Source organism: Variovorax sp. Sphag1AA (assembly GCF_014192575.1).
Classification (GTDB): Bacteria; Pseudomonadota; Gammaproteobacteria; order Burkholderiales; family Burkholderiaceae_C; genus Variovorax.
The window spans coordinates 566,928-585,367 of the sequence record NZ_JACHYC010000004.1 but is presented as its reverse complement, the minus strand read 5'-3'; the positions used below and the strand labels follow the sequence as shown (position 1 = coordinate 585,367).

Annotated in this window: 22 protein-coding genes; 15 read left to right on the top strand and 7 right to left on the bottom strand. The window is 65.2% G+C overall.

The window, feature by feature from the left end:
• The first annotated feature begins 5 nt into the window (after positions 1 to 5).
• From murJ to FHW64_RS18810, 3 genes are all read left to right on the top strand, one after another.
• Complete coding sequence (murJ, locus tag FHW64_RS18820) at positions 6 to 1,565, top strand: murein biosynthesis integral membrane protein MurJ (RefSeq protein ID WP_184528909.1); 1,560 nt, start codon at positions 6 to 8, stop codon at positions 1,563 to 1,565.
• A 66-nt stretch (positions 1,566 to 1,631) separates the two neighbouring features.
• The gene (locus FHW64_RS18815; protein WP_184528907.1) at positions 1,632 to 2,483 is read left to right on the top strand and encodes a SirB1 family protein; all 852 of its coding nucleotides are present in this window, start codon (positions 1,632 to 1,634) and stop codon (positions 2,481 to 2,483) included.
• Positions 2,483 to 2,962, top strand: a complete 480-nt coding sequence (locus FHW64_RS18810) for a VOC family protein (protein WP_260305384.1) — start codon at positions 2,483 to 2,485, stop codon at positions 2,960 to 2,962. Before FHW64_RS18815 ends, FHW64_RS18810 begins: the two co-directional genes overlap by 1 nt.
• Before the next feature lie 6 nt (positions 2,963 to 2,968).
• Here FHW64_RS18810 and FHW64_RS18805 read toward each other — a convergent pair whose 3' ends face one another.
• The 5 genes from FHW64_RS18805 to purM all read right to left on the bottom strand — a co-directional run bounded on the left by FHW64_RS18805 (position 2,969) and on the right by purM (position 7,370).
• Complete coding sequence (locus tag FHW64_RS18805; RefSeq protein ID WP_184528905.1) at positions 2,969 to 3,973, bottom strand: GlxA family transcriptional regulator; 1,005 nt, start codon at positions 3,971 to 3,973, stop codon at positions 2,969 to 2,971.
• Positions 3,952 to 4,575 (bottom strand): DJ-1/PfpI family protein, encoded by a 624-nt coding sequence (locus FHW64_RS18800; RefSeq protein ID WP_184528903.1) that lies wholly within the window; start codon positions 4,573 to 4,575, stop codon positions 3,952 to 3,954. Before FHW64_RS18800 ends, FHW64_RS18805 begins: the two co-directional genes overlap by 22 nt.
• A complete protein-coding gene (locus tag FHW64_RS18795) occupies positions 4,572 to 5,144 on the bottom strand; it encodes an isochorismatase family protein (protein WP_184528901.1) in 573 nt (190 codons plus the stop codon). Before FHW64_RS18795 ends, FHW64_RS18800 begins: the two co-directional genes overlap by 4 nt.
• 113 nt (positions 5,145 to 5,257) lie before the next feature.
• Positions 5,258 to 6,385 carry an AI-2E family transporter gene (locus FHW64_RS18790; protein WP_221210367.1) on the bottom strand — a complete coding sequence of 376 codons (1,128 nt, stop codon included), beginning with the start codon at positions 6,383 to 6,385 and terminating at the stop codon, positions 5,258 to 5,260.
• Entirely contained in the window at positions 6,330 to 7,370 is a 1,041-nt protein-coding gene (gene purM / locus FHW64_RS18785) for a phosphoribosylformylglycinamidine cyclo-ligase (RefSeq protein WP_184528899.1), read from the bottom strand. Before purM ends, FHW64_RS18790 begins: the two co-directional genes overlap by 56 nt.
• Positions 7,371 to 7,647: 277 nt before the next feature.
• Here purM and hda point away from each other — a divergent pair, with 277 nt between their 5' ends.
• From hda to FHW64_RS18760, 5 genes are all read left to right on the top strand, one after another.
• Positions 7,648 to 8,334, top strand: a complete 687-nt coding sequence (gene hda, locus FHW64_RS18780) for a DnaA regulatory inactivator Hda (protein ID WP_184529229.1) — start codon at positions 7,648 to 7,650, stop codon at positions 8,332 to 8,334.
• Between the two features lie 28 nt (positions 8,335 to 8,362).
• Positions 8,363 to 9,940, top strand: coding sequence for a polynucleotide adenylyltransferase PcnB (pcnB, locus tag FHW64_RS18775; RefSeq protein WP_184528897.1), 1,578 nt, complete (start codon positions 8,363 to 8,365; stop codon positions 9,938 to 9,940).
• Complete coding sequence (gene folK, locus FHW64_RS18770) at positions 9,937 to 10,395, top strand: 2-amino-4-hydroxy-6-hydroxymethyldihydropteridine diphosphokinase (RefSeq protein ID WP_184528895.1); 459 nt, start codon at positions 9,937 to 9,939, stop codon at positions 10,393 to 10,395. The genes pcnB and folK overlap by 4 nt, the downstream gene beginning before the upstream one ends.
• 95 nt (positions 10,396 to 10,490) lie before the next feature.
• The gene (locus tag FHW64_RS18765; protein WP_184528893.1) at positions 10,491 to 11,135 is read left to right on the top strand and encodes a DUF47 domain-containing protein; all 645 of its coding nucleotides are present in this window, start codon (positions 10,491 to 10,493) and stop codon (positions 11,133 to 11,135) included.
• A 13-nt stretch (positions 11,136 to 11,148) separates the two neighbouring features.
• Positions 11,149 to 12,159, top strand: a complete 1,011-nt coding sequence (locus tag FHW64_RS18760; protein WP_184528891.1) for an inorganic phosphate transporter — start codon at positions 11,149 to 11,151, stop codon at positions 12,157 to 12,159.
• A gap of 19 nt (positions 12,160 to 12,178) precedes the next feature.
• Here the strand turns inward: FHW64_RS18760 and FHW64_RS18755 are convergent, their stop codons facing one another.
• Together FHW64_RS18755 and FHW64_RS18750 are read right to left on the bottom strand one after the other, a co-directional pair.
• Complete coding sequence (locus FHW64_RS18755) at positions 12,179 to 12,631, bottom strand: hypothetical protein (protein ID WP_184528889.1); 453 nt, start codon at positions 12,629 to 12,631, stop codon at positions 12,179 to 12,181.
• Positions 12,628 to 13,149 carry a GNAT family N-acetyltransferase gene (locus FHW64_RS18750; RefSeq protein WP_184528887.1) on the bottom strand — a complete coding sequence of 174 codons (522 nt, stop codon included), beginning with the start codon at positions 13,147 to 13,149 and terminating at the stop codon, positions 12,628 to 12,630. The genes FHW64_RS18755 and FHW64_RS18750 overlap by 4 nt, the downstream gene beginning before the upstream one ends.
• 168 nt (positions 13,150 to 13,317) lie before the next feature.
• On the opposite strand from FHW64_RS18750, the gene rpsP reads away from it, so the two are divergent.
• The 7 genes from rpsP to hisC all read left to right on the top strand — a co-directional run bounded on the left by rpsP (position 13,318) and on the right by hisC (position 18,434).
• Complete coding sequence (rpsP, locus tag FHW64_RS18745) at positions 13,318 to 13,581, top strand: 30S ribosomal protein S16 (RefSeq protein ID WP_184528885.1); 264 nt, start codon at positions 13,318 to 13,320, stop codon at positions 13,579 to 13,581.
• 14 nt (positions 13,582 to 13,595) lie between these two features.
• Positions 13,596 to 14,150, top strand: a complete 555-nt coding sequence (rimM, locus tag FHW64_RS18740) for a ribosome maturation factor RimM (protein WP_184528884.1) — start codon at positions 13,596 to 13,598, stop codon at positions 14,148 to 14,150.
• A gap of 24 nt (positions 14,151 to 14,174) precedes the next feature.
• Entirely contained in the window at positions 14,175 to 14,921 is a 747-nt protein-coding gene (gene trmD, locus FHW64_RS18735) for a tRNA (guanosine(37)-N1)-methyltransferase TrmD (RefSeq protein WP_184528882.1), read from the top strand.
• Positions 14,922 to 15,021: 100 nt separating this feature from the next.
• Entirely contained in the window at positions 15,022 to 15,399 is a 378-nt protein-coding gene (gene rplS, locus FHW64_RS18730; RefSeq protein ID WP_093160839.1) for a 50S ribosomal protein L19, read from the top strand.
• Positions 15,400 to 15,570: 171 nt separating this feature from the next.
• The gene (locus FHW64_RS18725) at positions 15,571 to 16,287 is read left to right on the top strand and encodes a CoA pyrophosphatase (protein WP_184528880.1); all 717 of its coding nucleotides are present in this window, start codon (positions 15,571 to 15,573) and stop codon (positions 16,285 to 16,287) included.
• A 43-nt stretch (positions 16,288 to 16,330) separates the two neighbouring features.
• Positions 16,331 to 17,332, top strand: coding sequence for a CobD/CbiB family protein (locus FHW64_RS18720; protein ID WP_184528878.1), 1,002 nt, complete (start codon positions 16,331 to 16,333; stop codon positions 17,330 to 17,332).
• Positions 17,333 to 17,351: 19 nt separating this feature from the next.
• Positions 17,352 to 18,434, top strand: a complete 1,083-nt coding sequence (gene hisC / locus FHW64_RS18715; RefSeq protein ID WP_184528876.1) for a histidinol-phosphate transaminase — start codon at positions 17,352 to 17,354, stop codon at positions 18,432 to 18,434.
• Positions 18,435 to 18,440 lie beyond the last annotated feature (6 nt).

The window sequence follows — 18,440 nt, the reverse complement described above, 5'->3', positions numbered from 1 at the left end:
GGGCCGTGTCTCTCTTCAAATCCGCCTCCACCGTTTCGCTGCTGACACTCGCCTCCCGGGTGACGGGCCTCATCCGCGACGTGCTCATGACCTCCGTTTTCGGGGTGAGCGCGATGACCGACGCCTTCTACGTCGCATTTCGCATCCCGAACTTGTTTCGCCGCGTTTTCGGTGAGGGCGCCTTCAGCCAGGCTTTCGTGCCGGTATTGGCGGCAACGAAGACGGAGGAGGGCGACGAAGGCGCGAAAAAGCTGGTCGATCACGTCTCCACGCTGCTGACCTGGACGCTAGTCGTCATTTGCGTTCTGGGCGTGATCGGCGCCCCCGTCATGGTCTGGGCGATGGCGAGCGGCCTGAAGCCGGACGGTTTCGATGCCGCCGTTGTCATGACGCGCTGGATGTTCCCCTACATCGGCTTCATGTCCCTCGTGGCGCTGGCGGGGGGCGTCCTCAATACTTGGCGCAAGTTCGCGGTGCCAGCCGCCTCGCCCGTCTTGCTCAACGTGGCGCTGATTCTCTCGATCGTGCTCGGCGCGCCATGGCTTCGCCGCATGGGGATCGAACCGATCTACGCACAGTGCGTAGGCGTGATGATTGGCGGGATTCTGCAGCTTGCAATCCAGATTCCGGCCCTGCGCGGCCTCGGCATGCTCCCGAGGATCGGCGTCAGCTTCGCCGCGATCCGCGAAGCGTGGGCCGACCCGACGACGCGCAAGATCGTCCGGTTGATGCTTCCCGCACTGATCGGTGTCAGCGTCGCGCAGATCTCGCTGCTCATCAACACGCAGATCGCATCGCACCTGGCGACCGGCAGCGTGACCTGGATCACCAACGCCGACCGCCTGATGGAATTCCCGACCGCGCTGCTGGGCGTGGCGCTGGGCGTGGTGTTGATGCCTCAACTGGCGAGCGCGCGCGCTGCGAAGGACGATGCGCGGTACTCGTCGATGCTGGACTGGGGCCTGCGCCTCGTGGTGCTGCTGTCCGTGCCGTGCGCACTGGCCTTGCTCGTCTTCTCGCAGCCGCTGGTCGCGGTGCTGTTCCACAACGGTGCATTTGGCGAGGCGGACGTGCGTCGCACCACAGCTGCGCTGATGGGCTACGGCGTGGGTCTGGTCGGGCTCGTGGCCATCAAGGTGCTTGCGCCCGGTTACTACGCCAAGCACGACATGCGCACGCCGATGCTGATTGCTGTGGGGGTGCTGGTGCTCACGCAGGCACTCAACTTCCTGCTCGTGCCGCTTCTGCAACACGCGGCGCTCACGCTCACGATCGGCATCGGCGCGATGGTCAATGCCGTATGGCTCCTGATCGGATTGATCCGGCGCGGCAGCTACAAGCCCGAGCCGGGCTGGGGCAAGTTCCTGCTCCAGGTGACGATCGGCACGCTGGTTCTTGCCGTCCTTCTCTTGTGGGGGGCGCGGCATTTCGACTGGATTGCGCTTCGCGAGGCGCGCCTGCAGCGCATCGGCCTGTTGGCGGCGCTGATTGTCGGCGCTGGCGTGCTCTACTTCGGAGTGCTCGCCGTGGTCGGCGTGAAACTGCGCAGTTTCGTGCGTCGTTGATCACGGACCTCGCGACCTCAGTGTCGGCCGCCTTGACGCTCCCCCATTGCTCCTCTACAAAGCCACATGACGTTCAGCTTCCAGGCGCCCACTGCTCTCGAGTATTTCGAATCGCTCGTCAAGAGTGACGAGCAGTTTCCTTTGCTCGAGGCGGCGGCGAGCATCGCGCAGGACGAATACCCCGAACTCGACGTTCAGCAGGTGCTCGGCGACGTCGACCAGTTGCTTGCTCGCCTCAAGCGCCGCTTGCCGGCCGACGCCGCGCCGCTGCATCGACTGCGGACGCTCAATCAGTTTTTCTTTCACGACTTGAGCTTCGGCGGCAACGTCAACGACTACTACGACCCGGACAACAGCTATCTCAATGCCGTCCTGCGGACGCGGCGCGGGATTCCGATCTCGCTCGCGGTGCTGTGGATGGAGCTTGCGCATGGCCTCGGCCTGCAGGCGCGCGGCGTGGGCTTTCCGGGGCACTTCATGCTCAAGGTCACGCTGCCCAAGGGGCAGGTGGTTATCGACCCGTTCACTGGAAAATCGCTGTCGCGCGAGGAGTTGAGCGAGCGGCTCGAACCCTACAAGCGCAGCAACGGACTCGTGGGCGACTTCGATGTGCCGCTGGGCCTGTATCTCCAGCCGGCCACGCCGCGTGAAATCATTGGGCGCATGCTGCGCAACCTGAAGGAAATCCATCACGCGCAGGAAGACTGGCAGCGCGCGATTGCGGTGCAGGACCGTCTGGTCGCACTGTTTCCCGAAGCGTGGGGCGAATACCGTGATCGCGGCCTGGCCCATGCGGAGCAAGGCAATTCGGCCGCCGCGGTTCGTGATCTCGAGACCTATCTCGCGCATGCGGACGAAGCGCTGGACATCGACACCATCGCGGAGCGGGTCGCCGCCCTGCGGCGCGCGGAGAGCTGATGGGATCGCAGCCGGCAGCCGGCCCGCGTCAAGGCGGGCACGACTCGCCCGGTGTCGAGGGTGGGGGCAGCATGGCGCCGGCGGCCGACCTCGGCACGCTTCACGAGTTCCATGGCATCCAGCCGGTGCTCCCGGTGACGGATGCGGCACGCGCTGCACGCTATTTCCGCGATGTGCTCGGCTTCGAACTTGATTTCATCGCCGGCGAGCCGCCGAGCTATGCCCGGGTGAAGAAGGGCGATCGAACCTATGGGGATCCCGTCTACATCCGTTTGTGGCAATGCGGCCGACGCGATGCCCAACCGTGGCGCGGCGAGATCGTGATCCATGTCGGGCGCGATGTCGACGGATTGCACGACGCGTACGTGAAGCGTGGCGTCAACGTGATCGAGCCGCCGGTCTCTCAGCCCTGGGGCCTGCGCGAATTCGCGATCCGCGAGCCGGACGGCCACATCCTGCGCTTCTGCGGATATCTCTAGCTCGCGCTACGAAGGGCGAGGCGTCGCGGCCGAGGGTGAGCCAGCCAGGCCGAACTGTCGCCATGCGCGGCGCAACTGCGTGTCCGAACCGAAGCCCGAGATTTCCGCTGCGCGCGTGACGTTCGCGCCGGATTGCAATGCCACCTGCGCCGCCGCGAGCCGAAGGCGCCGCAGGTACGCCAGTGGTGCCACACCGGCATGCTCCACGAAGAGCCGCGTCAAGTGCCGAGGAGACGTGTGCGCGACATCGGCCATTCGAGGCACGCTCCAGTCGGCTTGTGGCCGTTCGCTGACTGCGTCCTGCACCTTGTGCAACGCGGGATGCAGGTGGTTCCGGTAGGCGAGGAAGGGAGAGAGTTCAGGGTCCTGCGGCCCGCGCCGCATCGCGACCACCATGGTTTGCGCTACGCGCGCAGCGAGCGGCTCTCCACACGTCTCTGCGATGCGGTGCAGCACCAGATCGATGCCGGTCGTCACGCCTGCGCTGCTGTAGAGGGGCGGATCGAGCACGAAAACGCGGTTGGAGACGACGTCACACCGCGCATCAATGTCGCGCAGCTCGTCCAGGTGATGATGATGAGTCGTGGCTCGCCGCCCCGCGACAAGGCCGGCGTGCGCTGCGAGCAGCGTGCCGGCACAGATGGTCACGAGTTCGAGGCGACCCTCTTCGAGCCGCAGCCCGCGCAGCCAATGCAGCAGTGCCTGCGCTGGCGGGTTGTCCACGGAAATCGTCCGGCCCGGCATACCGACCAGCACGACCCACGATGGCAAGTCCCACTCGGATGGCAGTGCCTGCAAGCCCGAGAGCGTGACGCCGACCGAACTGACGGAAGTCGGTTCCGGGCTTGCGAATACCAGTTCGAACCGCGGCGGCCGGCCACTCGCGACGAGCAACTGGTTGGCGATGCGAAGCGCCTCGGCAGGCCCCGCCCAGTCGAGCACGAGACTCTGGGGCAGCAGCGCGAAGACCACGCGGATCGGCTGGTCATCTAGGGGGCGAGGCGCGTCCATGCGAAGTCCATCTGCTTTGCGGTGCGTTGCGCGAGCGCCTCGCCGGCAAGTCTCGACACTAGGTGCAGGCTCATGTCGATTCCGGCGGTGATGCCCGCCGAAGTCACGATCCGTCCGCGGTCGACCCAGCGCACGTTTTCCTGGACTTCGAGCTTCGGGAAGCGCTGGCGCAGGTCAGCGATGTCTTCCCAGTGCGTCGTGACCGGGCCACCTTCGATGACCCGGGCCTCCGCAAGCAGGAATGCGCCCGTGCAGACGGACGCGACGAGTTCCGCCTCTCTGCTCGCGTTGGCGATCCAGCCGATCGTTTCGACGCATGCCATGGCCCCGTCGACCACCCCGCCCGGCACGATCAGCACGTCCGGCGGTGGTGCGTCCGCGAAGGTGAAGGAGGGCAAGATCGACAACCCTGCCCGCATGCGCACGGGTGCGTTCGTCCGCGCAACGCAGGCGACTTCGAAGAGGGGCGGGGCGGACGGCGCGCCCCGCAGCTGCATGCGGGTGGCCGTCGTGAAGACCTCGTAGGGCCCTGCGAGGTCCAGCGCCTCGACGTCATCGAACGCCAGGATCGCAACGCGCCGGGTCCGAGTGGGCGTGTTCATGCCGCGATCTTCTCGTCGAGCCGGTCTAGCGCTTCGCCGACGCTGCAAAGCGTCGCGAAGCGTCCCTGCAGCACCGTTGCCGTGCGGATCTTGATGTCGTTCGCCGGAAGACGCTGACCGTCGGGCTGTGTCATGTCGAAAGTCAGCGTTGCGTCGGTGACATAGTCGACCTGCCAGCCCATGTCAGACGCATGGCGCGCGGTGGTCTCGCAGCATTGCTCCGTGCGGATGCCGCTGATGACGATGCGGTCGATGTGATTTCGCGTGAGCCAGACGTCGAGCCCCGTGCCGACAAGTGCGCTGTGGCGGTTCTTCGTGAAGGTCGCTGCGGCCTGGAAGTCCGCGAGGCCCTCGAGCGGGCGAACGTGACCCGATTCGATCGCGAAGGGGTTCTCGGTCGTCTTGGGGCCGTCGCTGTGGAAGACCCTCACGATAGGCGCGCCGGCCTCGGCGAAGCCGGCGATCAAGGCGTTCTGGGCGGACAGGTACAGCGCCACATCGCGATCGGTGAAGAACGGACGATGACGGAACGACTCCTGGACGTCGATCACAATGAGACAGGTCTTCATGAGCGAAAACTCCGGTAAAGCATGTGGATGATGCGCCGGATTTTCGGGCGATAAAAGCCGACTCGTCCGCACCCGGTCGGACCTCAATCGATCAATTCAGGACATCGCCGTGCTCAGACCAGCTCGGCCGCCTTCAACTCTTTCTTGAGATAGGCGTAGAAGAGTGGCGCCGCCACGAGCCCGGCCGGTCCGTAGACCGCCTCGGCCACGAACATCACCGCCAGCAGTTCCCACACCGACATCTGCGTGCGGCTGCCGACGACTTTGGCGTTGATCAGGTATTCGGCCTTGTGGATCAGGATCAGGAACGCAAGGCAGGCCAACGCGACGATCGGCGAGACCGACAGGCCAACCAGCGTGATGACGATGTTGCAGACCAGGTTGCCGACGATCGGCACGAGCCCGGCGACGAAAGTCAGGGTGATCAGCGCTGGCGTGTAGGGCAGTTCCATCCCCCACATTGGAAGCAGGAACAACAGGAAGATCGCGGTCAGCAGGGTGTTGAAGGCTGCGATCCAGAACTGCGCGGCGACGATCTGGCCGAAGGCCTCGCCGAACAGGATGATGCGTTCGCGAAGCTGGCGGGCCAGCGGCCGGCGCGAAGGGGCCTGGTTCGCCACCGCCGCGAGCGAGCCGACAATCAGGCCGACATAGGCAAAGAGCAGGCCGCCGAGCCACGCGCGGCCGGTCAGTGCCAGTGATCCCGCCTGCGCGCGCAGATAGCTCGCAGCCGTGCGCTGGACTTCGGCAGCGCCTTCCGGCAAATAGGTGGCGATTTCGGCCGGCAGCTTGAGGCGCAGCTCAAGGATGGTGCGGGCGACGAAATCGAGCAGCTCCTTGTATTGATCGGGCGCATCGAGCACGAACTCGCGCGCTTCGGCAAAGCCGAGTATCAGCAGGCCGATCGGCGCCAGCATGACGACCGAGGCCGCCACGACGCGTGCGAAGCGCCGGGTCATGGTCCAGGCCGGGTCGTTGGCGCTGAGCTTGCTGGAGCCCCGCAAGGTCGCGTCCAGCATGCGGGCGATCCAGCGCGTGCCGAGGAAGCCGATGCACACGCAGAGCAGGCCGGGCAGCAGCCCCTGCCACATGATCAGGAGCAGAGCACCGGCGATCAGCAGGTAGCTGGCCGCGACCACGGGTCGTGACGCGGCGGCGAACGGTTCGCTCACCCGGGCGGGTTGTTCAAGCGACGACGACGGCGGCGCTGGTGCCGCGCTCGGCGATTGCGCCGATTTCATACACAGTCTCTCCGGCGGCACGCAGCGTTTCGGCGCAGGCGGCCGCTTCGGCGGCGTCGATCACGACCACCATGCCGATGCCGTTGTTGAAGGTGCGGTTCATCTCGATGTCGTCGATGCCGGCCACCTTCTGGAGCCAGGCAAAGAGCTCAGTCTGCGGCCAGCTGCCCTTGCGCAGGTGGGCCGCGGTGCCGTCAGGCAGTACGCGCGGGATGTTCTCGAGCAGGCCGCCACCGGTGATATGGGCCAGCGCCTTGATCGGGTGCTTTTCGAGCGCCGCAAGCACGGGCTTCACGTAGAGACGGGTCGGGGCCATCACGGCTTCGCGGAAGGGCTTGCCGTCGAGCGTGGCCGGAATCGACGTGCCCGCGCGTTCGATCACCTTGCGTACGAGGCTGAAGCCGTTCGAATGCACGCCGGCGGAAGCCAGGCCGAGCACGATATCGCCGGGCTTCACGTTCTGGCCGGTCAGGATCTTCGATTTCTCGACTGCACCGACGGCGAAGCCGGCGAGGTCGTATTCGCCGGCCGGGTACATGCCGGGCATCTCGGCGGTCTCGCCCCCGATGAGGGCGCAGCCGCTGAGCTCACAGCCCCGTGCAATGCCGCCGACGACGGCCGCGGCCGTATCGACGTCAAGCTTGCCGCAGGCGAAGTAGTCGAGGAAGAACAGGGGTTCGGCACCCTGGACGAGCACGTCGTTCACGCTCATGGCCACGAGGTCGATGCCGACGGTGTCGTGCATGTTCCATTCGAAGGCCAGCTTGAGCTTGGTGCCGACGCCGTCGGTGCCGCTCACGAGCACGGGTTCCTTGTAGCGCTTGGGCACTTCGAAGAGGGCGCCAAACCCGCCGATCCCGGCCAGCACGCCTTCGCGCATCGTCTTCTTGGCGAGCGGCTTGATGCGATCGACCAGCGCATCGCCTGCATCGATGTCGACGCCGGCGTCCTTGTAGCTGAGCGGAGTGGTGGAGTTGGAGTTCATGGGCTGACCGGGACTGGAGGAGAGGGCGGAAGGAGAGGAGGACAATGATGCCGGCAACCAAGACGGTCGGGCCGATAGAATTCCACACGATTTTAAGGGCGCTCACCGATCCACCGACCGTCTCAGGGTGGGTCATGCCGTGAACTTGCGCCACCCCCTCCCGGAAAGGGGCGAGCGCCTTCCGGCAGCCGCGCGGCGTTCTGCACTGTCCTATGAACCTTTATTTCGCGTCATCCGCGTCACCTCAGCCGTCCCGGGCAGCTCGGGCATGTCGGGCATGAAGCAGCTCGCGCTGGACATCGGCCTGGCGAGCGGTCCGACGCTGGCGGGCTTCTTCGCCGGGCCGAACGAGCCGGCGTTGCGGCACCTGGCGCTATGGGTTGGCGACGGGCGCTCGCCCACAGTCCATTCGCCGGTGCCGACCTACCTCTGGGGCGAAAGCGGTAGCGGCAAGACACATCTGCTCGAAGGGGTGCGGGCCGCGCTGAAAGACCAGGGGGCGAGCGCCGGCTGGTTGCATCCCGGCATTGCCGATCCGCCCGAGTTCGACGATCGCTGGGGCGCGATCCTGCTCGATGACGTTCACCTGTACACGGCGGTCCAGCAGCACGCGGCATTCAACTGGTTCGTCAATGCCCAGAGCCTGCAGCGCGGCGTCGTGGCGGCGGGCGCGGTGCCCCCGGCAGACCTGCCGTTGCGCGAGGACCTGCGCACTCGCCTCGGCTGGGGCCATGTCTTTCACCTGCAGGTGCTGAGCGAGGCCGAGCGCCGCGCGGTGCTGCGTCAGGCGGCGGACGATCGCGGCGTGATGCTGTCGGACGACGTACTCGACTACATGCTCCACCGCTTCAGCCGCGACCTCGGAAGCCTCATGGAACTGCTCACGCAGCTCGATGGCTACGCCCTGCAGACACAGCGCGCGATCACGATCCCCCTGATCCGGTCGATGCTCGAAAATGAATGAGGCGCCGAGCGCCGAATCCCTCCATCCAATGATCAAGCAATTCATCGACAAGCTCCTCGGCAAGTCCGGCGGCGCCGCGACGCGCGGCAAGACCCGTTTCGGCAAGCGCCAGGAAGTGGCGGCATCGGTCCACGGCATCAACCCTGCATTGGTGGACGAGCGCGCCAAGAACGTGGTGACCACCCTCCAGGAGGCCGGTTTCGAGGCATACATCGTGGGCGGTGCGGTGCGCGACCTGCTGCTCGGCCTTCGCCCGAAGGACTTCGACGTGGCGACCAATGCGACGCCGGAGCAGGTCAAGGGCCTCTTTCGACGCGCCTTCATCATCGGCCGGCGCTTCCGCATCGTCCATGTCGTCTACGGCCGCGGCCGTGAGCACGAGGTGATCGAAGTCTCGACCTTCCGTGCCTACATGGACAGCAACGGCGCCGAGCAAGTCGCCGGCAACGAACGCACCAGCAAGGGCGAACTGGCCGGCATGAAGCATGCTGTGGACGCCAGTGGCCGCGTGCTGCGCGACAACGTCTGGGGTCCGCAGGAAGAAGACGCCGCGCGGCGCGACTTCACGGTGAACGCGATGTACTACGACCCGGCGAGCCAGATCGTGGTCGACTATCACAACGGCATCCGGGACGCGAAGAAGCTCACGCTGCGCATGATCGGCGACCCGGCCACGCGCTATCGCGAAGACCCTGTTCGCATCATTCGTGCGATCCGTTTCTCCGCCAAGCTGGCGGCGCTCGGCTTCAAGCTCGAGGCCAAGACGGCGGCGCCGCTGGTGGCGTCGAGCAAGCTGCTCGCCGATGTGCCGCAAAGCCGGCTGTTCGATGAAATGCTCAAGTTGCTGCAGACCGGGCACTCGGTCGCGACCATCGAGCAGCTCCGTGCGCTCGGCATGTCGACCGGGATCTATCCCTTGCTCGACATCGTGGTCGAGCGGGCCGATCAACCCTTCGTGCGTGCCTCCCTGCAGGACACCGATCGTCGTGTGGCGGAGGGCAAGCCCGTGGCGCCGAGCTTCCTGCTCGCGTGCGTCTTGTGGGCCGACGTCCGGGACGGCTGGGCGCAGCGCATGCAGCCGCGCGGCGGAGAACGACCGACGGCTCCGTTCCCGGCGCTCCAGGACGCGATCGACGACGTGTTCAACGCGCGCATCGGCGATGTATCCGGCCGTGGCAAGCTCGGGGCCGACATGCGCGAGATCTGGATGATGCAGCCGCGCTTCGACAAACGCAGCGGCGCCACGCCGTACAGCCTGGTCGAACAGGCGCGCTTCCGCGCCGCCTTCGATTTCATGCGCCTGCGCGCTGACGTCGGCGAGATCGGCGAGGCCGTTGCCGAGTGGTGGCAGGAATTCAGCACGGCCGACGACATGCGTCGGCAGGACTTGATGGACCAGGTCCGCGACGAGCAGCAGAAGAAGGTTCGACAGCGGGCGCCGCGATCCGGCGGAGCAGCCGGGGCCCGTCCAGTGGCCTCGCCGGTTGCGGAGGCGAATGCCGCATTGCCACCCGACGGTGAAGTCGCCCTGGCGCCTGCGCGCAAGCGTCGCCGCCGGCGCAAGCCGCGCAGCGGTGGCGATGCTGCCAGCAGCGCGGCGGAATGACCAATCGCGCGCACGTCGCGATCGGCGCGAACCTCGGCGATGCACGTGCAGCAGTGCTGCGCGCCATGGCGGACCTAGGCACCTTGCCTGAAACGCGCGTCGTCGCGCACTCGTCGCTTTACCGCAGCGCGCCCGTCGATGCGACTGGGCCGGATTTCATCAACGCCGTGGTCGAGCTCGAAACGGGGTTGGAGCCGGAGGCGTTGCTGCGCGAACTTCAGCGTCTGGAGCTTGGCGCGGGCCGTGAGCGACCGTACCGGAATGCGCCACGAACCCTCGACCTCGACTTGCTTTTTCACGGCGACGCGGTGATGGCGACGGAGGCATTGAAGCTTCCGCATCCGCGTATTTCCGAGCGTGCCTTCGTCTTGCTTCCGCTTGCCGAGATCGCGCCGGATCGCGTTACGCAGGACCAGTTGCGCCACGTCGCCGACCAGCGCATAGAGCGGCTCTGAGAGCGGTATCCGGGCCCGCCCATTACACTTGCGCGGTTTTTTCACGAAGGTGTCACACAAAAGTGCTGTGACGGCCGCGAACTCAGGAGAGCGCCATGTTCGGCAAGCTGCTGCCCCGGGAGGGGAATTTTTTCGAGATGTTCAATCAGCATGCCGACCGCATCGTCGAAGCCGCACGCGCGTTTGAACACCTGGTCGCCAACTACAACGACCTGCACCTGCGCGAGCAGTACAACCGCGATGTCGACAACGCCGAGCGTGCCGCGGACCGGGTCACCCACGACGTCAACCGGCTGATCCACAAGACGTTCATCACGCCGATCGACCGCGAGCAGATCCACAAGCTCATCAACACCATGGATGACGTGGCCGACCTGATCCAGGACTCCGCCGAAACCATGGCGCTGTACGACGTGCGGCACATGACAGAGGAAATCACGCGCCTGACCACGCTCAGTGTGAAGTGCTGCGAGCGGGTAAAGGACGCCGTCGAGTTTCTCGGCAAGATCACGGATCCCGTGACCGCTGAGGCCACGCTCAAGACCTGCGAGGAAATCGACCGGCTGGAGTCGGATGCCGATCGCGTGATGCGCAGCGCCATGAGCAAGCTCTTCCGCGAGGAGCCCGATGTGCGCGAGGTCATCAAGCTCAAGGCCATCTATGAGCTGCTCGAGACGATCACCGACAAGTGCGAGGACGTCGCCAACGTGATCGAGGGCATCGTCCTCGAGAACTCCTGACCGCGGGTTTCGAATGGCAACGGCTCAAGTCGCCCTCTGGGTGGTCGTGCTGCTGGTCGCGCTGGCCATCCTCTTCGACTTCATGAACGGCTTCCACGACGCGGCGAATTCGATCGCCACCGTGGTGTCGACCGGCGTGCTCCGGCCCGGTCAGGCGGTGATCTTCGCGGCCTTCTTCAATCTGATCGCGGTCTTCGTCTTCCATCTGAGCGTGGCCGCGACGATCGGCAAGGGGATCGCGCAGCCGGAGGTGGTCGACGTGCACGTGGTGTTCGGCGCACTGGTGGGGGCGATTACCTGGAATCTGGTGACCTGGTACTACGGCATTCCCAGTAGTTCCTCGCACGCGCTTATCGGAGGCATCGTAGGCGCAGTAATCGCCAAGGCCGGCGTCGGGGCGCTGATTGCAGGGGGCATCTGGAAGACGGTCGCGTTCATCTTCGTTTCGCCCTTGCTGGGATTCATGCTGGGCTCGCTCATGATGGTGGCGGTCGCCTGGTTGTTCAGGCACTCAACGCCGTCGCGTATCGACAGCTGGTTCCGGCGGCTGCAACTGGTCTCCGCAGGCGCGTACAGCCTCGGCCATGGTGGCAACGATGCGCAGAAGACCATCGGCATCATCTGGATGCTTCTGATCGCCACTGGCTACGCTGCGGCCGATGCGACTGTCCCGCCAACGTGGACGATCGTCATCTGCTACACGGCCATCTCGCTCGGCACGATGTTCGGCGGATGGCGCATCGTGAAGACGATGGGCCAGAAGATCACCAAGCTCAAGCCCGTGGGCGGGTTCTGTGCCGAGACTGGGGGCGCGTTGACGCTATTTCTTGCGACCGCGCTCGGCATTCCGGTTTCGACCACGCACACGATCACCGGCGCCATCGTCGGCGTGGGCTCGACTCAGCGAGCCAGCGCCGTTCGCTGGGGCGTCGCGGGCAACATCGTGTGGGCCTGGATCCTGACGATTCCGGCGTCGGCCTTCGTCGCCGCGATTGCCTACTGGGTCGGCATGCAGATTCTCTGACGCCGACGCTCGCTACACGCTATTGCGAGATCTTGCGGCCCGCTTCGATCTCGTGCTCGAAATAACGCTGGATGCTGAACGCCAGGCTCGCCATCAGCACCGTGCTGCCGACAAGCAGGGCGAGGATGACGGCGCCAATGGTGAGCCAGCTCGTGTGCCCGGAGGTCGATTCTGCGGCCGAGGCCCTGCCGGCGTTGTAGCGCGCATTCCATTTCTCGGGCGACATGAGGCCGTAGACGATGGCCGTCAATGCGCAACCCGAGATGGTGAATCCGAGGAAGGGAATGAGCGCCCAGCTCAACCCGTCATCCAATCCGTACATCCGCGCTCGCTCGATGCCGTACAGGCCGATCGCTGTCGGGATCGGCAGCAGCCATCCGAGGGTGCTTGAAAAGCCGCGCAGATAGAAGCAATGCAGGCCGAGCGGCCCGCCCAGGAAGGCCAGCCACGCGGCTACAGTCTTGTTTTTCATTCCGGCTTGGTCGAGCTGCCTGCGCCCAGGACCTTCTCCATCAGGACGACGTCGCGCCACTCGCCGAACTTCCAGCCGCAGTCCTTCAGGATGCCGACATGGGTGAAGCCTTGCGCGCGGTGCACCCCGATCGAGCCGGCGTTTGCGGAGTCGCCTATGACTGCAATGAGCTTGCGCACGCCGACCGTTTCGGCAGCCTGCGAGAGGGCATCAAGCAGCTTCGAACCGAGCCCTTGACCGCGGGCGCTGTTGGCCAGGTAGATGGAATCCTCTGCGGAGAAGCGATAGGCCGGGCGCGGCTTGAACCAGTTGCAGTACGCGAAGCCGAGGACCTCACCACCTTGCTCTGCGACGAGGTAGGGGAGCTTCTTGGAAAGCACGTCTGTTCGTCGTGCCGCCATGTCCGCTGCGCTCGGCGGATCGGTCTCGAAGGTCCCCGTTCCGTGCAGAACGTGGTGGGCGTAGATGGCGGTGATGGCCTCGACGTCTTCGTCGCGGCTGGGGCGGATGTTGGTCATTTGGTACGTCCTGGCGCTGCCAGGTGTGGGGGAAAAGCTGGTACGGGCTATAATCGAGGGCTTTTCAGCGTGTCGCTGGCCGGGTGGCCATGTCGCGTGTCTCGACGCTGGAAGAACATTGTGGGCGAGCCTTGGAACAGGTTTGCCGCACCACCCGAAGGATAAATCATGGTCGTTATTCGACTCTCCCGCGGCGGCTCCAAGGGCCGTCCGTTCTTCAATATCGTCGTGTCGGACAAGCGCGAGCGTCGCGATGGCCGCTTCATCGAGCGCCTGGGCTTCTACAACCCGACCGCCAAGGAAAACGAGGAAAGCATCCGCATCGCTCAGGATCGCCTCGCCTACTGGAAGGGCGTTGGCGCACAACCGTCGCTCACCGTCCTGCGCCTGATCAAGCAAGCGGCTGCAGCCGCTCCCAAGGCGGCTGCCTAAGCCGCTGCCCGGCGATGCTGCCCACACTCGAAGCCGCCGAATTGCCGGCGGATGCGATCGAAGTGGCGCGCATCGCCGACGCCTGGGGCATCAAGGGCTGGTTCAAGGTCTTGCCCCACAGCGCCGAGCCCGAGGCGCTTTTTTCTTCCAAGCGCTGGTTCCTGCAGCCGCCAGGCTCTCCGGCAGGCCGCGCGTTCCGGCTTCCGATCCGCGAAGCCAAGGAACATTCCGACTGCATCGTCGCCTCGTCTGAAGAGGTGCCTGACCGCAACGCGGCCGAGGCCTTGCGCGGCGCGCGGGTCTTCATCCCCCGATCGAGCTTCCCCACCGCAGGCGATGACGAGTACTACTGGGTCGATCTGATCGGCCTCACTGTCGTCAACCGGGAAGGCGTTTCGCTTGGCACAGTCCGCGAATTGCTCGCGTCCGGTCCCCAGACCACGCTGGTCCTTGATGCGCAGGAAAGCGGCAAGCCCGTCGAGCGCATGGTGCCTTTCGTTTCGGCGTTCATCGATAAGGTGGACCTTGCCGGCCGCGTGATCACGGTCGACTGGCAGCCCGACTACTGACCGAGGCTGCAGGCCGGCGCCGTCATGCGCTTCGACGTCATCACCCTGTTTCCCGAACTGTTCGCGCCACTTCTGACCAGTGGCGTGACGCGTCGCGCCTTCGAGTCGAAGCAGGTCGAGGTGGTGCTCTGGAATCCACGCGACTATGCGGACGGGAACTACCGGCGCGTCGACGATCGGCCGTTTGGCGGCGGTCCCGGCATGGTCATGCTGGCGCAGCCGCTGTCGGCGTGTCTCGATGCTGTGCTAGCTGCACGGGGCGCCGCGGCGCCTGTCGTCCTCTTTTCGCCTATTGGCGAAGCGCTGCGCCATGAGGCGGTCGAACAATGGTCCGGCGGCGACGGTGCCGTGCTGGTATGCGGCCGCTACGAGGGCATCGATCAACGCTTCATCGATGCGAGGGTCACGCACCAGATCAGCCTCGGTGATTTCGTGCTGTCCGGCGGCGAGATTGCTGCCATGGCTTTCCTCGACTCGATTGCGCGGCTGCAGCCAGGGGTGCTCGGCGATGAGGCGAGCCATGTGCAGGACAGTTTCAATCCCGCGCTCGACGGGCTGCTTGACTGCCCTCACTACACGCGGCCAGAGCAATGGAATGGAGAGGGTGTGCCGGCCGTGTTGATGTCGGGCCATCATCTTCAGATCGAACGCTGGCGACGAGACCAGCGGCTCGCCATTACGGCGCAAAAGCGGCCGGATCTCATCGAAGCTGCCCGTCGGGCGGGGCGCCTCAGTGCGGCAGATGAAGCCGTGCTCAAGAAAAAGCTATAATCTCGGGTTCTCCGATCCTCTGCCCGGCCGCGTCGGCATCTATCAGGTGCTTCAAAAGACGCCTTTTGTGTAGCGTGGGCACGATCGAAATCAGGAAATCATGAATCTCATCCAGACCCTCGAGCAGGAAGAAATCGCCCGCCTCGGCAAGAAGATCCCCGAGTTCTCGCCTGGTGACACCGTCATCGTCAGCGTGAACGTCGTCGAAGGCAACCGCAAGCGTGTGCAGGCCTACGAAGGCGTCGTGATCGCCAAGCGCAATCGCGGCCTCAACAGCGGCTTCACCGTCCGCAAGATCTCCAGCGGCGAAGGCGTGGAGCGTACGTTCCAGACCTACAGCCCGCTGATCGCCGGTATCGAAGTCAAGCGCCGCGGTGACGTCCGTCGCGCCAAGCTGTACTACCTGCGTGACCGCAGCGGCCGTTCGGCTCGCATCAAGGAAAAGCTGCCCGGCAAGTCGGCAGCGGCCGCTCAATAAGAGGCCTCTCCTTGTCATGCAAAAAGCCGCCAATCGAGGCGGCTTTTTGCTTTTGGGGTCTCCATTCGAGCAGGGGATCGTGATTTTTTCGTGGTGCCGTGTCCTACACATGCACCGTTTCATTCGTTGTAATTCCCAAAGTCCATCCACTTGACACATACATCACCGGCCATGAGCGCAACCCCCGTCGAAGTGATCAACGTCGTGCCCCCAGCGCCTCTGAGGTCGTTCGATCCGCGCGAGGTGCCGGTGTCCTCCATCGACACCAGCTTGGCCGCCGTGGCATTTGACCAACTGGGCGTCGGTGCGTTGCGTGCACGATTTGCCACCCCGCCCGCGTGGACGCCGGAATTGCGTCGCGAGCCTCAGATGAGCGATCGCCCGCCGGCTCAGGCGGCCGTCCTTGTGCCGATCGTGACGCGCGAGCAGCCGACGGTTCTTCTGACGGAGCGCACCGCGCATCTGACCCATCATTCAGGGCAAGTGGCTTTCCCCGGCGGCAGGGTCGATCCGGAGGACGCCAATATCTCCGCGGCCGCGCTGCGCGAAGCTTGGGAAGAAGTTGGTCTTTCGGCGGAATACATCGAGGTACTCGGCACGCTGCCAACGTATACGACCATCACCTCGTTCATCGTGACGCCGGTTGTGGCGCTGGTGCGCCCCGACTTTGAACTCGCCATCAACCCGCACGAGGTTGCCGAAGCCTTCGAAGTGCCGCTTGCCTTCCTAATGAACCCGGCCAACCACCGGCGCCACACTATGACGGACGACGATCGGCGGTCGCGCGAATGGCTGTCGATGCCGTACCAGGACGGCCCCAACGAGCGTTTCGTATGGGGCGCCACCGCTGGCATGCTGCGCAACCTCTACCGATTCCTCTCGGCCTGACCAGGGCTGTGGGATCGACGAAGGCTCTCGTTATCATCGACGGATGAGCTTCTTTGCGATCCTGTGCGCATTGCTGATCGAGCAGGTACGTCCGCTGGCGTACCGCAATCCCGTCTATGCCGGGGTGCTCGCCTGGACGCGCTGGACCAGCCGCAACTTCGATGCAGGCAAACCGCACCACGGCTGGGTGGCCTGGTCGCTTGCAGTGTTCGTTCCAACCGTGCTCGCGCTGGCCGTCCATTGGGTCCTCGTCCTGACGCTGGGATTGCCTTTTGCCGTGCTCTGGAGCATTGCGATCCTCTACGTCACGCTCGGGTTCCGCCAGTTCAGCCACCACTTCACCGGCATCCGCGACGCGCTTGACGAAGGCGATGAAGCGCTCGCCCGATCGCTGCTTGCGCACTGGCAGCACGTCGATGCCATCAATCTGCCGCGCAGCGAAATCGTGCGGCACGTGATCGAGCACTCGGTCATTGCCGCCCACCGCCATGTCTTCGGCGTGCTGGCGTGGTTTTCCATTCTCGCGGCGGTGGGCCTCGGCCCGGCCGGCGCAGTCTTCTACCGGATGAGCGAATTCGTCGCGCGTTACTGGGTGCACAAGAACGGCGCGTCGACGCAGCCGTCGAGCATCTGGGTCCAGCAAGCGGCGGAGCGCGCGTGGGCGGTGATCGACTGGTTGCCGGCGCGCATCACGGCGCTGGGCTTCGCGGTGGTCGGCAGCTTCGAAGAGGCGATCGACTGCTGGCGCAACGACGCGCGCCGCTTCCCGAATGAAAACGATGGCGTGATCCTCGCCGCGACTTCCGGTGCAGTGAATGTCCGACTCGGCGGTGGCACCTTGCGCGCCGTCCCGGCAACGGATCCGCTGTCGCGCGCCCAGGCCGGCGAGTCATTTGGTGACGCGCGCGAAGCCGACAGTGGCAGCACGCCCGGACGCGAACCCGAGCCAGCGCATCTTCGCAGCGTGGTCGGCCTGGTGTGGCGTTCCGTCGTGATGTGGATGGTCCTGCTGGCGCTCCTGACCCTCGCTCGGCTCCTCGGCTGAGTCAACCGGGGGTAGTGCCTTGTCGAACGTTCCCAGCTTCTGGAGCCCGCGCATCGCGGCGCTCGAACCCTATGTGCCGGGCGAACAGCCGCGTATCGCGAACCTGGTCAAGCTCAACACCAACGAGAACCCTTACCCGCCGTCGCCCGAGGCGATCGATGCCATCCGCCGCGCGGCCGAGAGCAGGCTCGAGCTCTATCCCGATCCCGAATCCCTGCTGTTGCGTGAAGCGATTGCTGCTCGCCACAGGATCGAACCCGCGCAAGTCTTCGTCGGCAATGGCTCGGATGAAGTCCTCGCGCATGCCTTCTTCGCCTTTTTCCAGCAAGCCGAACCGCTGCTGATCCCGGACGTCACCTACAGCTTCTACCGCGTCTATGCGCAGCTCTACGGAATCGTCTGCGAACTGCAGCCTGTCGACGAGGGACTCCGGATCGACGATCGCGCGCTGGCGATGCGTGCGTCCCAAGGCTGCGCCGGCATCGTCATCGCCAATCCGAACGCGCCGACCGGCATCGGGTTGCCACTGGCGCGCATCGAGGCATTGCTGGCGGCGTCACCAGGCCGCGTGGTCCTCGTCGACGAGGCCTACGTCGATTTCGGCGGTGAAAGCGCGATCCCGCTGATTGCCCGATATCCGAACCTGCTCGTCGTGCAGACCCTCTCGAAATCGCGCTCCCTTGCCGGCCTGCGCGTGGGCTTCGCCTGCGGGCAGCAGCATCTCATCGACGCCCTCCAGCGCGTGAAGAACAGCTTCAACTCCTACCCGCTGGACCGTCTCGCAGTCGCCGGCGCGGTGGCTGCGATCGAGGACGAGCGCTGGTTCGCGCGCACATGCAGAGACGTCATCGACACCCGCGAGGGCCTCGCCCTGGAACTCGAAGACCTCGGCTTCGATGTGCTGCCTTCGCAGGCCAACTTCCTGTTCGTGCGGCACTCGGGTCGCGATGCAGCCGCCCTGGCGGCCGCATTGCGCGAGCGGGCGATTTTGGTGCGGCATTTCCGGCAGCCGCGCATATCGCAGTATTTGCGCATCACGGTCGGGACGCGCGATCAATGTGCGGCGCTCGTGGCCGCGCTGTCCGACATCGTCGGTGCCTGAGCGAAC

Excerpts from the sequence above, each read along its gene's own strand:
- FHW64_RS18815 (WP_184528907.1), top strand. The coding sequence starts at position 1,632 with ATGACGTTCAGCTTCCAGGCGCCCACTGCTCTCGAGTATTTCGAATCG.
- FHW64_RS18810 (WP_260305384.1), top strand. The coding sequence starts at position 2,483 with ATGGGATCGCAGCCGGCAGCCGGCCCGCGTCAAGGCGGGCACGACTCG.
- FHW64_RS18805 (WP_184528905.1), bottom strand. The coding sequence starts at position 3,973 with ATGGACGCGCCTCGCCCCCTAGATGACCAGCCGATCCGCGTGGTCTTC.
- FHW64_RS18800 (WP_184528903.1), bottom strand. The coding sequence starts at position 4,575 with ATGAACACGCCCACTCGGACCCGGCGCGTTGCGATCCTGGCGTTCGAT.
- FHW64_RS18795 (WP_184528901.1), bottom strand. The coding sequence starts at position 5,144 with ATGAAGACCTGTCTCATTGTGATCGACGTCCAGGAGTCGTTCCGTCAT.
- FHW64_RS18790 (WP_221210367.1), bottom strand. The coding sequence starts at position 6,385 with ATGAAATCGGCGCAATCGCCGAGCGCGGCACCAGCGCCGCCGTCGTCG.
- purM (WP_184528899.1), bottom strand. The coding sequence starts at position 7,370 with ATGAACTCCAACTCCACCACTCCGCTCAGCTACAAGGACGCCGGCGTC.
- hda (WP_184529229.1), top strand. The coding sequence starts at position 7,648 with ATGAAGCAGCTCGCGCTGGACATCGGCCTGGCGAGCGGTCCGACGCTG.
- pcnB (WP_184528897.1), top strand. The coding sequence starts at position 8,363 with ATGATCAAGCAATTCATCGACAAGCTCCTCGGCAAGTCCGGCGGCGCC.
- folK (WP_184528895.1), top strand. The coding sequence starts at position 9,937 with ATGACCAATCGCGCGCACGTCGCGATCGGCGCGAACCTCGGCGATGCA.
- FHW64_RS18765 (WP_184528893.1), top strand. The coding sequence starts at position 10,491 with ATGTTCGGCAAGCTGCTGCCCCGGGAGGGGAATTTTTTCGAGATGTTC.
- FHW64_RS18760 (WP_184528891.1), top strand. The coding sequence starts at position 11,149 with ATGGCAACGGCTCAAGTCGCCCTCTGGGTGGTCGTGCTGCTGGTCGCG.
- FHW64_RS18755 (WP_184528889.1), bottom strand. The coding sequence starts at position 12,631 with ATGAAAAACAAGACTGTAGCCGCGTGGCTGGCCTTCCTGGGCGGGCCG.
- FHW64_RS18750 (WP_184528887.1), bottom strand. The coding sequence starts at position 13,149 with ATGACCAACATCCGCCCCAGCCGCGACGAAGACGTCGAGGCCATCACC.
- rpsP (WP_184528885.1), top strand. The coding sequence starts at position 13,318 with ATGGTCGTTATTCGACTCTCCCGCGGCGGCTCCAAGGGCCGTCCGTTC.
- rimM (WP_184528884.1), top strand. The coding sequence starts at position 13,596 with ATGCTGCCCACACTCGAAGCCGCCGAATTGCCGGCGGATGCGATCGAA.
- trmD (WP_184528882.1), top strand. The coding sequence starts at position 14,175 with ATGCGCTTCGACGTCATCACCCTGTTTCCCGAACTGTTCGCGCCACTT.
- rplS (WP_093160839.1), top strand. The coding sequence starts at position 15,022 with ATGAATCTCATCCAGACCCTCGAGCAGGAAGAAATCGCCCGCCTCGGC.
- FHW64_RS18725 (WP_184528880.1), top strand. The coding sequence starts at position 15,571 with ATGAGCGCAACCCCCGTCGAAGTGATCAACGTCGTGCCCCCAGCGCCT.
- FHW64_RS18720 (WP_184528878.1), top strand. The coding sequence starts at position 16,331 with ATGAGCTTCTTTGCGATCCTGTGCGCATTGCTGATCGAGCAGGTACGT.